This window comes from Agaribacterium haliotis (assembly GCF_002312815.1).
Taxonomy (GTDB): Bacteria; Pseudomonadota; Gammaproteobacteria; order Pseudomonadales; family Cellvibrionaceae; genus Agaribacterium; species Agaribacterium haliotis.
On record NZ_NKQJ01000010.1, the window covers coordinates 29,661 to 42,963 of the forward strand.

Annotated in this window: 15 protein-coding genes; all 15 read right to left on the reverse strand. The window is 49.6% G+C overall.

The features are described from left to right. Window positions 1-83 precede the first annotated feature (83 nt). Window positions 84-485 (reverse strand): hypothetical protein, encoded by a 402-nt coding sequence (locus CFK45_RS12445; RefSeq protein WP_096086774.1) that lies wholly within the window; start codon window positions 483-485, stop codon window positions 84-86. 143 nt (window positions 486-628) lie between these two features. Further along, on the reverse strand, window positions 629-1,705 hold the full coding sequence (locus CFK45_RS12450) for a hypothetical protein (protein ID WP_143247575.1): 1,077 nt from the start codon (window positions 1,703-1,705) through the stop codon (window positions 629-631). Between the two features lie 5 nt (window positions 1,706-1,710). Next, window positions 1,711-2,409 carry an OmpA/MotB family protein gene (locus CFK45_RS12455; RefSeq protein WP_096086776.1) on the reverse strand — a complete coding sequence of 233 codons (699 nt, stop codon included), beginning with the start codon at window positions 2,407-2,409 and terminating at the stop codon, window positions 1,711-1,713. Further along, a complete protein-coding gene (locus tag CFK45_RS12460; RefSeq protein ID WP_143247576.1) occupies window positions 2,409-3,734 on the reverse strand; it encodes a MotA/TolQ/ExbB proton channel family protein in 1,326 nt (441 codons plus the stop codon). The genes CFK45_RS12455 and CFK45_RS12460 overlap by 1 nt, the downstream gene beginning before the upstream one ends. 104 nt (window positions 3,735-3,838) lie before the next feature. Beyond that, window positions 3,839-4,408 carry a bactofilin family protein gene (locus CFK45_RS12465; RefSeq protein ID WP_096086778.1) on the reverse strand — a complete coding sequence of 190 codons (570 nt, stop codon included), beginning with the start codon at window positions 4,406-4,408 and terminating at the stop codon, window positions 3,839-3,841. A gap of 341 nt (window positions 4,409-4,749) precedes the next feature. Further along, window positions 4,750-5,391 (reverse strand): glutathione S-transferase family protein, encoded by a 642-nt coding sequence (locus CFK45_RS12470; protein WP_096086779.1) that lies wholly within the window; start codon window positions 5,389-5,391, stop codon window positions 4,750-4,752. Between the two features lie 75 nt (window positions 5,392-5,466). Beyond that, entirely contained in the window at window positions 5,467-5,682 is a 216-nt protein-coding gene (locus CFK45_RS12475) for a DUF2788 domain-containing protein (RefSeq protein WP_239923672.1), read from the reverse strand. Window positions 5,683-5,691: 9 nt separating this feature from the next. Then, window positions 5,692-6,123, reverse strand: coding sequence for a SufE family protein (locus tag CFK45_RS12480; RefSeq protein ID WP_096086780.1), 432 nt, complete (start codon window positions 6,121-6,123; stop codon window positions 5,692-5,694). A 31-nt stretch (window positions 6,124-6,154) separates the two neighbouring features. Next, a complete protein-coding gene (gene sufT, locus CFK45_RS12485; protein WP_096086781.1) occupies window positions 6,155-6,691 on the reverse strand; it encodes a putative Fe-S cluster assembly protein SufT in 537 nt (178 codons plus the stop codon). A gap of 1 nt (window position 6,692) precedes the next feature. Continuing rightward, window positions 6,693-7,073 (reverse strand): HesB/IscA family protein, encoded by a 381-nt coding sequence (locus tag CFK45_RS12490; RefSeq protein WP_096086782.1) that lies wholly within the window; start codon window positions 7,071-7,073, stop codon window positions 6,693-6,695. 29 nt (window positions 7,074-7,102) lie between these two features. Next, window positions 7,103-8,350 (reverse strand): aminotransferase class V-fold PLP-dependent enzyme, encoded by a 1,248-nt coding sequence (locus CFK45_RS12495; RefSeq protein WP_096086783.1) that lies wholly within the window; start codon window positions 8,348-8,350, stop codon window positions 7,103-7,105. 26 nt (window positions 8,351-8,376) lie between these two features. Beyond that, window positions 8,377-9,711: a Fe-S cluster assembly protein SufD gene (gene sufD, locus CFK45_RS12500; protein ID WP_096086784.1), complete on the reverse strand. Its 1,335-nt coding sequence runs from the start codon at window positions 9,709-9,711 to the stop codon at window positions 8,377-8,379. Next, the gene (gene sufC / locus CFK45_RS12505) at window positions 9,711-10,472 is read right to left on the reverse strand and encodes a Fe-S cluster assembly ATPase SufC (RefSeq protein ID WP_096086785.1); all 762 of its coding nucleotides are present in this window, start codon (window positions 10,470-10,472) and stop codon (window positions 9,711-9,713) included. Before sufC ends, sufD begins: the two co-directional genes overlap by 1 nt. Before the next feature lie 180 nt (window positions 10,473-10,652). Then, window positions 10,653-12,092 carry a Fe-S cluster assembly protein SufB gene (gene sufB / locus CFK45_RS12510; protein WP_096086786.1) on the reverse strand — a complete coding sequence of 480 codons (1,440 nt, stop codon included), beginning with the start codon at window positions 12,090-12,092 and terminating at the stop codon, window positions 10,653-10,655. A 50-nt stretch (window positions 12,093-12,142) separates the two neighbouring features. Further along, on the reverse strand, window positions 12,143-13,297 hold the full coding sequence (locus CFK45_RS12515; protein ID WP_096086787.1) for an aminotransferase class V-fold PLP-dependent enzyme: 1,155 nt from the start codon (window positions 13,295-13,297) through the stop codon (window positions 12,143-12,145). Between the last annotated feature and the right edge of the window lie 6 nt (window positions 13,298-13,303).

Below are 13,303 nucleotides of genomic sequence, written 5' to 3' on the forward strand. Positions count from 1 at the left end.
CAGAAACTCTATAGGTGAATTCACCGAACTAAAGTCAAAAGACCAATTGAAGCTTGATGGCTACTTGCTAGCAAGCAGCAGACTTATTTTGAGTTGCTCGAATAAATCGTAAGAATTGGAAATTTATGAATACCAAATGAAACGGTAATTGTTTGGCTTTCACGGCCTTTAAACTCTAAACCAAACTGCTCCGGAGCCAGGCGCTTGCCATTGGCAAATAGAGCCATAAGGTGGTCTTGATCGAGCTTGCGATTTCCCGACGACAAGTTTTCGAGTGTAATAACGCTCCAGCGTTCGCCGAGCTCGTTGCTCATCAGCACGTAGTTTAAAATCTTAAAATCACCGTTCTTAGGCTTTAACTTATCGTCGTTGGGAAATGCGTAGTTACTATTAGGGATGGATCGATCCGGTGTGAGCGCCGCAGAAACCTCCGCCGAGGCATAAGACGATAAGCAAAACAAAATAAACAGTAGGCATCTAAACATCACACGACTCTCACTGAATTAGCACGCTCTGATCACCAGTTCAACACTTGTTGTGGCGCTGAGTTGAATACGCAGCTAAGTCTACGTCGAAAAGTACTGAGAATAAAGTGCAGTGCCGAACAGCGCCAATCGTGACAACACGGCTACAGATCCTGAAGCACTTCACTAAAGGTCCACAACTCCCAAGTTTCAGGAAAGGCATCTTTTTGTTGCTGATCGGAGATGATCGCACGTTTCATTCGAGGCCAGGCAAGCAGCGCTTGGGCGCCGCCAATATCACAGTAAATATCCGCCGGCTCGAACTGCTTAAAGGTGTCGAGCAAAGGCTGCCAACTTGGCGGGAAGTGAAAGGCGATCTGCCCCCAAGAAAACTTGAGCCACTCAGTTGTCGCAGCATCAATATTGTTAACTTGCTTATAGGTCGCTTTCCAATCCGCATAACGCCTGGCATACGCTTCAATTAAGGTACTGTCGCGAACGATGGCAACCGGTTCAGCCTTATCAGTACAGCACAGGCAGCACGGTTGCTCTAAGCCCAGCAGCGCCGCCGCATCGTTGACAAAATACGCCGAATCAGCTTCAAGCGGCCACTGGCAATGCACACATACACAGGCGTCGACATTGCCACCGGTATCAAAGTCGCAAAGCTCCCTGCCCTGGTGCCAAAGTTTAAAACTTTGCTCTGGAAAATAATCAGCTGAGCGCCAGCGAACAAAGTCAAGAAAGTTAAATTGCTCTTGCAACTGCGCTTGCTGATTTTGGTTGAGTGCGCGATACCCGCGATAATTGCTTTCAAACAAACAGTGGTGACAAAGCTCAAAACTGAGCTCGCTGGGCCATTTTTTCAGCGCTGATTGACAACTGGCGATGTGCACATAACGAGATTGGTCACTTAGGGCTTCGCAGCAAGGCCCGAGGTGCACCTGATGATAAAACTGTGTTCTGAGATCGCCATCATCTAACTCTGCAACATCGACAGCAAAAACAAATACCGGCTGATTTTTGTAGCTCCAAAAGGCACCGCGCCTATCCAGTGCCCAAAGCGGCAGCTCCAGCCCGGAACGAAGCTCGGTTTCAAGCTTAGAAGCCGGCAGATACGCGTCGCTAATACGAGTATCAACTTCTTTGTGAACAACGCCAGGCTCGGCGCTAAGCGCACTTTGCTCAAACTGATTAACCAGTGAAGCAAGCTCGTCAAAATGCGCCAACCAAACAGTCACGACGTTTAATCCTCAAGAATGGAGCGAATCCGGGATTCAGAATTAGTCATTACACGAAACACAACACGCTTTGAACGCTCGACATCCTCATTGCCATTGGCATCGACAATTAAATGTGATGAAGAGTAGCCAACCGCAGCGACGTGTTCGATTATCCAGGAGCGGTAGGCAGCGACGGCATCCAGATAAAAAAGATATTCCAGTACTGAACTTGCACGCTCTTGTGACAGCGCCAAGTTTTTAAAATAACTATCGCTAGGGGCGAAATCGCTCCAGCTTGAACTGGTGTGACCTTCAATATTTATACCGGTGATTGACTCCCGATAAGGCGCCAGCGCTTTTAAATAGCGGGCAAAAAACTGCTGAAACACATCGCGATAAATACCACTAATCTGCGCCTGCCCAGTTTCAAACATAGCATCTGCACCCTGAAATGTAAGCGTCAGTGTTTGTTCATCCAGGTAGGCGCCCCAACGCACAAAATCATGTTGAAACTCGCTGTTTAGAGAGTGGTAGATCGCCTGTTGAGTCTCGGCGTAGGACTCAGCAATTTCACGAACTTTTTCGCGCTCGATATTTGCAGAGCGCATCATAAACATGGCGATGCATAAAAACACCATCATCAAACCCGCCATCAGGTCTGACACGCTGATCCAGTCGGCTCCCGAATCCGCGGAATGATCCGCCCGGCTAGATGCAAACATTAGACGACCTCGACCGACTTATCTAACACCCGTTTCATCTGCGCAATCAACTGGTGATAATCGCGAGTAAACTGGCCACTAATGGCCGCCAGCGACTGGCCCATCGCGGCCATCACCGCGTCGATTTCACTGGCCATACGCGTTTCAATCATCGACTGCTGATCGCTGACGTTAAGCTCAATCTTGGATAAACTTGTCGAGATAACCGCGCTCAGCTGCTCAACCATGCTCTCGTGCAAATGCAGCTGCTTACTGGTAATAGCCTGCACCGCCGATTGATGCACCGTTGCACCTTTTTCAATAAATTCCTGCATTAAGCCTGCATCAATATCACCAATATCGGCAAATGCAGAACCAACCTGAGACAGGTGCACACTTAAATTTTGACTCTGTTTCGACAGCGAAGCCAAGGCGCCGTCAATGGTGTCATCGGTAACCTTGGCCAGTTGTTCGAGGTTAGAGCTAAACAGTTCTATCTTGGAGTTCATTTCAGGAATCATATCGATTGCCTGCATGCTCTGATTACTGTAATCAAGCAGTTTTTCGTTTAACTCACTAAACTGTAAATTTGAACGATGCACCAGCTCAAACAGGCTTTCCATATTGTTAAAATAGCCCTCAAACTTGTTATTCAGGGCATGCAGTTTATTGGCGATTTCCAGCATAGTGCTTGCGTTGGCAAGGTTTGTTTCGGAAAGTTGCGCCGTATTCTTTTCAAGCCCGGCAAATTCTTGTGCACACCGGGTCATTGACTGCTCAAGCGAAGCAAAGCTCTGGGAAAAAGCCTGCAAGTTTTGACCAAACTCGGTTTCGATGCGCTTATTGAAGTTGTCTACGACCAGGGCTAGCTTCGCTACAATAGACTCACTAAGTTCGCCGATAAATTGATCCTGCTTTTCGGCGCTGCGTTTGACTGAAAGATCGATGTTATTCAGTGCAGCCAAAAACTGCTCAGAGCTAACCGGCTTGCGCCGATCCTCAGCAGAAACCAGCACATGCTTGATAAATAAGTTTAAAACAACAGAAAGTGTTAAGCCGACAACACTGGTAATAAAAGCAACTTTCAAGCCCTCTAACAAATTGACGATGCTGGCGTCCATTTGCGTGGTACTGAAGTGCATCAAACCAACCAAAATACCGAAGAAGGTGCCGAGTATACCGAGCGAGGTCAACAGTGCCGGGGCGCCATTTACAAACGCTGGCGCCAGAGAAAAAAATTTGAGAATAATTGCCAGGCTAAAAACTGCCAGCATCAACAATAAAAAAGCATCCGTCACAGCGCCAGCGCTGAGATCACTAAGAAAAGCATACAACAATTGGGACATAAAGCATCAGCACGTAATTACTTCGCGATTTCACTGCAGGCGCTATCCATATGCCACTCAGAGATCGCCCAGGGCGATCTCTGGTATTGATTAAAGCAGCTAGATTAAGGTTTGTTTGCCGTAGCAGGCTTGGTTGAGTTAGGGCTTACTGATCCGGGGGTCGGCGCCGCCGCTGTTTTGTTGGAATCCTGCTGAGCCGAAGTATTGGCCTTAACAGCGTGATCAACCTTTAACTTCTCTTTAAATTTCTCGTAGCGCGCTTTTTGTTCCTGCTCGTCGTCAACCATATCGATGGTACCGCGGAACTTACCGCCATCTTCAAGTTTGATACGCGGGGAAATTAAATTCCCTTGTACTTTGGCTGTTTTACAAATCTCGATTAATTCATCGGCAAATACATCGCCATCTAACTTGCCATTAATAAGCACATTCTGGGCGTGAATATTGGCAGATACTTCGCCGCCAGTACCTATGGAGAGGTTTTGACCACCCATAATAATTGATCCATCAACCTGCCCTTCAATATGTAGGTCTTCCGTACCTTCAAGTTCCCCCCTGAACTTGATGTTTTTCCCTATGTATGAAGATGACTCAGAGCCATCTGCATTCATGCCACTCAAAAATGACTTGCCTTTACTCTCTTGATTGTTTTTGGGTTCAACGGGGCTGACCATATAGCAAACTCTTTACTGCCTTTAAATAAGAACTTACTAATCACCTAGCAACTTAAGGATCAACTAAGAAATTAGCATGGGAGTGGCGCAACAGAAGGGTTGCGCGGCTACAAACAATATCACAGTACGTAATTTTGCTGGCGCGAATTACCAACAATGATAACCGGTTAACAAAGATCAGAAACAACTTGGCACTTACGAAGACAAGAGGATTGCGGCGCCGGTTAATTTAACTTAATAAATTAGCCGCGGAGTTTATTTAACAAACCGAGCGCCGTATTAAATAAACAAAAGATTAAAAATAGACTGCATCGTTAAGGTGAGCGCTCACTGAGCCGACCCTAAACTTCAATATGAGCCAAATGCTCAGTCTCACCGATAGCTTGAGTCAACCACAACTGCATTGACGGGTGGGCAAGTAAACTTTGCTGGTATCTGCCAGCGGTGCCCGAAAGTTTAACGCCGTAGCTGTGAAAGCGAAAAACAACCGGTGCAAAAAAACAATCGGCAATGCCAAAGCAGCCAAACAGCCTAAGCTGCTCACTTTGATCAGCGCTGACATAGTTGTTCCACAACTGCTCTATACGCTGTACTTCGGCGCGCACCGCCGGGGAAAGTTGCGCGCTTTTAGTCAGCCTGCAATTCATAGGTAGCTCAGAGCGAAGTGCAGCAAAGCCCGAGTGCATCTCGGCGACAAGCGATCGGGCCTGCGCTCTATCAGCTGCCGATTTAGGCCAGCCGCGCCCGGACAAATAGTTTTCGGAAATATATTCGCAGATCGCAAGCGAATCCCAGATAGTGAGCCCCCGATCAAGCAATACCGGAACCTTGGCGCTATCGGAGTATTGAGATAAGCGCTCGCGAATACCGTGCTGCGCTAAAGACTCGTTCACTTCTTCAAAATCAAGTGCGTGAGCGTGCAGCAATAACCACGGTCGCAGCGACCAGGAGGAATAGTTTTTATTGCCAATAACAAGTTTCATAACACTCCCATGACAGCACCGTGACGCCCCCATAACAGCACCGTTCCAGTCCTGCGCACGAAGCTTTCAAGTGAATTAAACTCCGGCGGACTCCATGCCGTATTGGATCGCCACCTTAATCAAAAACCCGAGTATACCAAGCCCCAAACCAATAAAAATAATGATGGTGCCAAACTTGCCCGCATTGGTTTTTTTGGCTAGATCCCACATGATAAAAATCATAAAAGTAATCAGTGCGCCAACGCCAACAGCAGTGCCCCACTCATTAATCCAGTCATTTAATGCTGACACAGCAACCTCTTAAATCGCTTTCGCCAGTTCTTGCACGGTGTGCACCATGGCTTTAATACCGTTGCCGCGTGTTGGGCTTAAGTGCTTGATCAGCGCCAGCGCTTCAAAGTAGCTTTCAATATCAAAATCAATCACCTGAGCGGGCGTTTTATTATTGTAAGCGGCCATAACCAATGCCAGCAGACCTTTAACAATAAATGCATCGCTGTCAACGGCAAAAAATAGTTTGCCATCACGCAGCTCGCTGGCCACCCAGACCTGGCTTTGACAGCCGCGCACGATGCGCTCATCGGTCTTTAAAGCGTTCTCCATCGGCGGCAAACTTTTACCAAGGTCAATAATATACTTATAACGCTCTTCCCAGCTTTCAAAAAAACTAAGCGTATCGAGTATATCTTCGGTGGTGATATCGTCGCCAAAAGGCATTGTCGGCAGCGTCATAAAACTCTCATCATTAAATAAATCAGGGCAATTAGAAAAACATGCCCGTTTCTAGTTGCGCCTCTTCACTCATCATATCGCGGTGCCACGGGGGATCAAAAACCAGCTCAACGTCGACGTGCTTGACGTTGGGCACCATGCTCACGCGGTGTTTTACATCCCCTACCAGTACCGGGCCCATACCACAGCCCGGTGCGGTGAGCGTCATTTCGATCGTCACCGTAGCGTTGTGCTGGCAAACTTTTAGCGAGTAGATTAAACCAAGCGCGCGCAAATTAACCGGAATTTCAGGGTCGTAAACCGTTTCCAGCGCCTGCCAAATTTGCTGCTCGTGAATACGGCCATCGCCCGGGTCTTCAAATTCGAGTTGGTATTTTTCCAGGCCGAGCGCATCGGCATCGGTGCCGTCGACACGCAACATATTGCCTTGGTAAACAACCGTATAGTTGCCACCGAGGCTCTGAGTGATGGTAACAAAAGTATTGGCAGGAATGGTCATTGCATCACCAACAGGTACTAAGCGCGCCGGCACATCTCGCACGGTGCTGACCATACGTTGTTCAGCCATATTAATTCTCACCCTCTACTTTGGCTTCGATATTGAAGCTTTCACCACAGCCACATTCGTCTTTGACATTGGGGTTTTGCATAACAAGGTTTAAGTTCAACCCCTGCTGGCGCACATCGATTTCAGTGCCCTGAATGGCGCTTAGGTACTGGCTGTCGATATAAAACTCAACACCATTGGCCAGGCTGCTGTTTAAATCGCCCTGCTCGGCTTGATCAACTTCATCAATTTGATATTTGTAGCCGGTACAACCGGCCTGCTTCAGGCTCAGGCGGATCGCCGACTTGCCGGAGCGCGCTAACTGCTTGGCAAAATGCTGCTGCGCAGCGGCGGTGACATGCACCACATCCGCCTGCTGAAACTCAAAGTTTTCTACACTCATTTTTTTACACCCACCTTGCTGACCACGACCTAACGCAAGAAACTTAAAACTTTGTCTAGCGCGGCAAATAATGCGTCTACATCAGCCTTGCTGTTGTAAATGCTAAACGAAGCGCGCACCGTGCCGGGAATATTAAAATTCTGCATCAACGGCTGCACACAGTGATGACCAGTGCGCACGGCAACGCCCTGCTGGTCAAGCAGTGTACCTATGTCAGCAGGATGCGTACCTTTGACAATAAAACTAAATACAGATGCACAGTGCTGAGCTTCACCGACGCGGACCAGGCCGTCTATCGCCTTACTTTTTTCGATGCAATAAGCCAACAGCTCACTTTCATGGGCAAGCAGCTCACGCCGGTCAAACTGCTTTAAATAATTAAAGGCCGCACCAAGGGCAATCACACCGGCGATATCGGGCGTGCCAGCTTCAAATTTGTAGGGCAACTGGTTAAAGGTCGTACCATCAAAACTAACCGTTTCAATCATTTCACCACCGCCCTGCCACGGCGGCATAGACTCAAGCAAAGCCTTTTTACCCCAGAGCCCACCGATACCGGTTGGCCCAAAAACTTTGTGGCCGCTAAACGCGTAAAAATCGCAGTCGAGCGCCTGCACATCGACATCAAAATGGGCCAAACCCTGGGCGCCATCAATTAAGACCAAGGCGCCGACTTCGTGCGCCAACGCAATCATTTGCTCAATGGGGTTAATCGAACCCAAAGCGTTACTGACATGGGCAACACTGACAAATTTCACCTTGTCACTGAGCATGGCTTGATAAGCTTCAAGGTCGAGCTCACCCTTAGCGGAGACGGGAATCGCTTTAAGTTTTGCGCCAACGGCTTCACAAATTAACTGCCACGGAACGATATTACTGTGGTGCTCGAGCGCACTGACCAGTACTTCATCGCCGGCCTTTAAGTTTGCCCGCCCCCAACTGTAGGCAACCAGATTAATCGCCTCGGTTGTGCCACGCGTCCAGATTAGCTGTTTTGCCTCAGGACTATTAATGGCACTGGCCACGCTCGCCCGCGCGTTTTCAAATGCTGCTGTTGCCCTATCGGCCAGCGCGTGCGCACCGCGATGCACATTGCTGTTATCGCACTGATAGTAATGCACCAGGGCATCAATAACCGCCTGTGGCTTTTGGCTGGTTGCGGCATTGTCGAGATAGACCAGCGCGTGGCCGTTGACCGCCTGATTTAAAATAGGAAATTCAGCGCGGACTTCATCGACATTAAAGCGCCGTTGTTTTTGGCTTAGTTCAGCGTTCACTCGTTACTCATTAGTTCCAACGGAACTTACAACAGATGTTTAGTTAGCGCGGGATCGCGGGAAAACAAGCCCGTTAGTTTTGACCTCGCCCAGGCAAGTAGTTGCTCATCGGCAATTTCTTCAAGCAGCTCATTAATAAACGCAAAACTCAGCAGTACTCTTGCCTCTTTTTCACTGATGCCGCGCGTGCGCAGATAGTGAAGGCCAAGGTCATCGAGCTGCGCAACGGTTGCGCCGTGAGCACAGCGCACATCATCGGCGTAGATCTCAAGCTCGGGTTTGGTATCGACTTCAGCTTTATTGCTGGTCAGCAAATTCTTGTTGCTTAAATACGCTTCGGTTTTTTGCGCATCGGGATGAATATGAATACGGCCGTTAAACACCGCCCGCGCCTCGTCGGCAACAATGCCGCGAAACACTTCATTAGTTTGGCAGTGAGGCACCGCGTGCTCAATACAACTGTGCACATCGACATGCTGTTTATTCTGCGGCAGATAAACACCGTTAATCTCAGCCTCGGCGTTTTCACCTCGATAAGTCACACTAACATCAAGGCGCTTAAGCTCACTGCCCAAGGTCAAATAAAAACTGTTTAAGCGTGCACTGCGCTCAAGGCTCGCGTGTACGGCGCCGATATGCAATGCCGTTTCTTGCTCATCCTGCAGGCGATAGTGGCGCAAGCTTGCGTTCTCAGCGAGCACACATTCGCTCACCGAGTTAACAAAACTATTTTGTGCCGTCGCCGTCGTGCAAAACTGCTCAACCAAGGTCAGCTGAGCGCTCTTTTCAAGCACAAGCAACAAACGCTGATTGACAGCAAAATCCTGCTCGCACTGAGTACTAATATTAACGATATGTACAGGCTTTTTGGCTGCGGTATTGGCACTGACATGCAGCAACACGCCACCATCGATCATTTGGTTATTTAACGCGGCAAAACGATGATCGGCCAGCTCAAAACAACTATTGAGTTTGCTTTTTATCAGCGCTTGCTGAACCTCACTAGCATCGTCAAAAGTCAGCAGCTCAACACCGGCTTCGGCGTCCAGCAAACTAAGGTCTTTACGGTACACGCCGTTGACAAAAACCAAACGCTGGGCCTCGTAAGCGGGCAGATGGGTCAGCGCTTCAAGCTCGGCGCCGGAAAACGTTTCTCCGGCACGCCTGGCCGCAGCCAGCGCTTCAGGCTTAAAAAAGTCGCGCTTTTTAAGGCCGGCGACGCTGGTGTATTTCCAGTCTTCGCTCTTGCGTGTCGGCAGTTCAAAACCGCTCCACAGCGCTTTGCCCTGTGCTTTGATATCGGCAAGAAAGGCCGGGCCGTCTATTTCCGCCTGCTGCGACGAAATTAAAAAGTCCGCCATTACACCGCTCCGCCGTCAAGCCAGGCGTAACCTTTGGCCTCAAGCTCGAGGGCCAGGCTTTTATCGCCACTTTTCACGATTTTACCGTCGGCCAGCACATGCACAAAGTCTGGCTCGATGTAGTCGAGCAAGCGCTGGTAATGGGTGACCACAATAAATGATCGCTCGGCCGAACGCAGGCTGTTTACGCCATCGGCAACCACTTGTAGCGCGTCGATATCGAGGCCGGAATCGGTTTCATCGAGAATCGCCAGAGACGGCTCGAGCAGCATCATCTGCATAATTTCGTTGCGCTTTTTCTCACCGCCGGAAAAACCTTCGTTGACACCGCGCTTTAAAAAAGCCTGGTCGAGATTAACGGCCTTACAGGCGCTGCGCGCTTGTTTCATAAAGTTCACGGCATCGAGTGCTTCAAGGCCGCGGTGCTCACGCACGGCGTCGACAGCAGCTTTTAAAAACTCCATATTGCTGACGCCGGGAATTTCTACCGGGTATTGAAACGCGAGAAATAAACCTTCGCGAGCGCGCTCTTCGGTTTCCATTTCACACAGGTCTTTGCCGTGAAATTCAACGCTGCCAGAGGTCACTTCATAACCTTCGCGGCCACTTAAAACATGGCCGAGGGTACTCTTACCCGCGCCATTGGGGCCCATAATTGCGTGCACTTCACCGGGTTTGATCTCTAAATTCAAACCTTTGAGAATATCTTTTTCTTCAACTTTGGCTTCTAAGCCTTTAATGCTAAGCACAGTTTTCTCCAACCTTCACCCGTTGTAGCAAGCGCGCCACATGCAGCTGCCTGCTAAACCCTCGCAATATAATGCCCGCACACTTAAAAACTAAATTGAGTGTTTGAACATGCTCACCGCGAGCGTTTTAAATTAATTAACCATCGATAACACAATAGCCGGCACAATTTAATCGGCGCCGACTGTGTACACTTAACCAACCGACCCTTCGAGACTGACCTCTAACAATTTACCGGCCTCAACAGCAAATTCCATCGGCAACTCTTTAAACACTTCTTTACAGAACCCGTTAACAATCATTGACACGGCTTTTTCCGTATCGATGCCGCGCTGCAAACACAGGTAGAGCTGATCGTCACTGACTTTTGATGTTGTCGCTTCGTGCTCAACCACCGCACTTGGGTTTTTGCTCTCTATATACGGAAAGGTATGTGCCGCACACTTGTCACCAATTAACAGCGAGTCGCACTGGGTATAGTTGCGCGCCCCTTCGGCTTTAGGGTTCATGCGCACAAGGCCGCGATAGGCGTTAGAACTTTTACCCGCGCTAATACCTTTAGAAATAATGGTCGACTTAGTATTTTTACCCAAGTGAATCATCTTTGTGCCGGTATCGGCTTGCTGATAATTATTGGTCAGTGCCACCGAATAAAATTCACCAACACTGTTATCGCCTTTTAATACGCAGCTTGGGTACTTCCAGGTCACCGCCGAGCCAGTTTCAACTTGTGTCCAGCTGATGCGGGCGTTGTTGTGGGCCACACCGCGTTTGGTAACAAAGTTATAAATACCGCCTTTACCTTCGGCGTCACCGGGGTACCAGTTCTGTACCGTGCTGTATTTAATATTGGCATTGTCGAGCGCAACCAGTTCAACCACCGCCGCGTGCAGCTGATTTTCATCGCGCATCGGCGCGGTGCAACCTTCGAGGTAACTCACCGTTGACGCTTCGTCGGCAATAATTAAGGTGCGCTCAAACTGGCCGGTATTACTTTCGTTAATACGAAAATAGGTCGACAACTCCATCGGGCAGCGCACCCCTTTAGGGATATATACAAAACTACCGTCGGAAAATACCGCGCAGTTAAGTGCGGCAAAATAATTGTCTTTGACCGGCACCACCGAACCTAAGTATTTTTTAACCAGCTCAGGGTACTCGTGCACAGCCTCGGAAATCGGGCAAAAAATTACCCCGGCATCTTTTAGTTTCTCGCGAAAGGTGGTCGCCACCGATACCGAGTCAAAGACCGCATCGACTGCAACGCCGGCGAGCATCTCCTGCTCGTGCAGCGGGATACCGAGTTTGTTGTACGTTTCAATCAACTCCGGGTCGACCTCATCCAAACTTTTGGGTTTGTCTTCCAGGCTCTTAGGCGCCGAGTAATAAGAGATCTCTTGATAGTCGATTTTCGGGTAGTTAACGTGGGCCCAGTCGGGCTCGTCCATCTCTTTCCACGCAGCAAACGCCGCCAAGCGCCATTCGAGCATCCACTCGGGCTCGCCTTTTTTTGCAGAGATAAAACGAATCGTATCTTCGTTTAGGCCCGGCGCCAGCGTTTCACTTTCAATATCGGAGACAAAACCTGCGGCGTAGTCTTTTGATATCGCTTCATCGATTTGTTCTTGAGACATAATACTCGTCTATGGTTGGTACAGCAGCAAAGCTGGTTTGCTTAAGCCAGTTAAGCGGCTAAAGAGCTGTAGACACGCCGAAGCACGGCCACAGCCTGTTTAATATCATCGAGCCGGGTAAAGCGGCCAAAACTCAAACGGATGGAACTGAGCGCATCGGCCTCACTTAAGCCCATCGCAGCGAGCACATAAGACGGCGCCATGGTTGCCGACATACACGCAGAACCGCTGCTGACAGCAAGCTCTCGCAAACTCAGCAACAGCACCTCGCCTTCCACACCTTTAAAACACAGATTGACGATACCGGGCACACTGTGCTCAAAGCTGCCGTTGTGGCTGATGCCCTCGCAGCCTTCGAGCCCTTCAAATAATTCCTCGCGCAAACCTTGCAGGCGCTGCTTTTCGCTTGGCAAACGCGCTCTGGCAAGCTCGGCAGCTTTGCCCATGCCGACGATCTGGTGCGTTGCCAGGGTGCCCGAGCGCATACCGCGCTCGTGGCCGCCGCCGTGCATCTGCGCACTTAGTTCAAGTTCAGGGCAGCGCCGAACATACAGTGCGCCCTGCCCTTTAGGGCCGTACATTTTGTGCGCCGAGATCGACATTAAATCGATGTTCAGCGCTTTGACGTCAACGTCAATTTTGGCCACGCTCTGCGCGGCATCAACATGCAAAAAGATACCCTGCTCGCGGGTCCAGGCACCAAGCTCGGCAATATCGTTGAGCGCACCGGTTTCATTGTTGGCGTGCATCAGTGACACCAGTGCCGTGTTCTCGCGCTGCGCCGCTTTGATCGTATCAATGCTGACGCGGCCGTCGCACTCGGGCGATACATAGCTGACTTCACAGCCTAACGCTTCGAGCTCGGCGCAAACATCCAACACACTTTTGTGTTCGATGCTCGAGGTAATAATGTGCGCGCCCTGCAGCGCCTTTTTTTCGACCAAACCTTTAAGCGCGAGATTGCTCGCCTCGGTTGCACCACTGGTCCAAACAATTTCTCTCGGGTCGGCATTAATCAAACCGGCCAGCTCTGCGCGAGCGTGCTCAACCGCTTCTTCAGCTTTCCAGCCAAACAGGTGCGAGCGCGACGCGGGATTGGCAAAGTTGCCATCAAGGGTTAAACAGGCAGACATCGATTTGGCAACGGCGGGATCGACAGGCGTCGTCGCGGCATAGTCAAAGTATATTGGCTGCTTTAAACTCATAGTTTC

Coding starts and splice junctions, on each gene's coding strand:
- CFK45_RS12445 (WP_096086774.1), bottom strand. CDS start 485: ATGTTTAGATGCCTACTGTTTATTTTGTTTTGCTTATCGTCTTATGCC.
- CFK45_RS12455 (WP_096086776.1), bottom strand. CDS start 2,409: ATGTTTGCATCTAGCCGGGCGGATCATTCCGCGGATTCGGGAGCCGAC.
- CFK45_RS12460 (WP_143247576.1), bottom strand. CDS start 3,734: ATGTCCCAATTGTTGTATGCTTTTCTTAGTGATCTCAGCGCTGGCGCT.
- CFK45_RS12465 (WP_096086778.1), bottom strand. CDS start 4,408: ATGGTCAGCCCCGTTGAACCCAAAAACAATCAAGAGAGTAAAGGCAAG.
- CFK45_RS12470 (WP_096086779.1), bottom strand. CDS start 5,391: ATGAAACTTGTTATTGGCAATAAAAACTATTCCTCCTGGTCGCTGCGA.
- CFK45_RS12480 (WP_096086780.1), bottom strand. CDS start 6,123: ATGACGCTGCCGACAATGCCTTTTGGCGACGATATCACCACCGAAGAT.
- sufT (WP_096086781.1), bottom strand. CDS start 6,691: ATGGCTGAACAACGTATGGTCAGCACCGTGCGAGATGTGCCGGCGCGC.
- CFK45_RS12490 (WP_096086782.1), bottom strand. CDS start 7,073: ATGAGTGTAGAAAACTTTGAGTTTCAGCAGGCGGATGTGGTGCATGTC.
- sufD (WP_096086784.1), bottom strand. CDS start 9,711: ATGGCGGACTTTTTAATTTCGTCGCAGCAGGCGGAAATAGACGGCCCG.
- sufB (WP_096086786.1), bottom strand. CDS start 12,092: ATGTCTCAAGAACAAATCGATGAAGCGATATCAAAAGACTACGCCGCA.
- CFK45_RS12515 (WP_096086787.1), bottom strand. CDS start 13,297: ATGAGTTTAAAGCAGCCAATATACTTTGACTATGCCGCGACGACGCCT.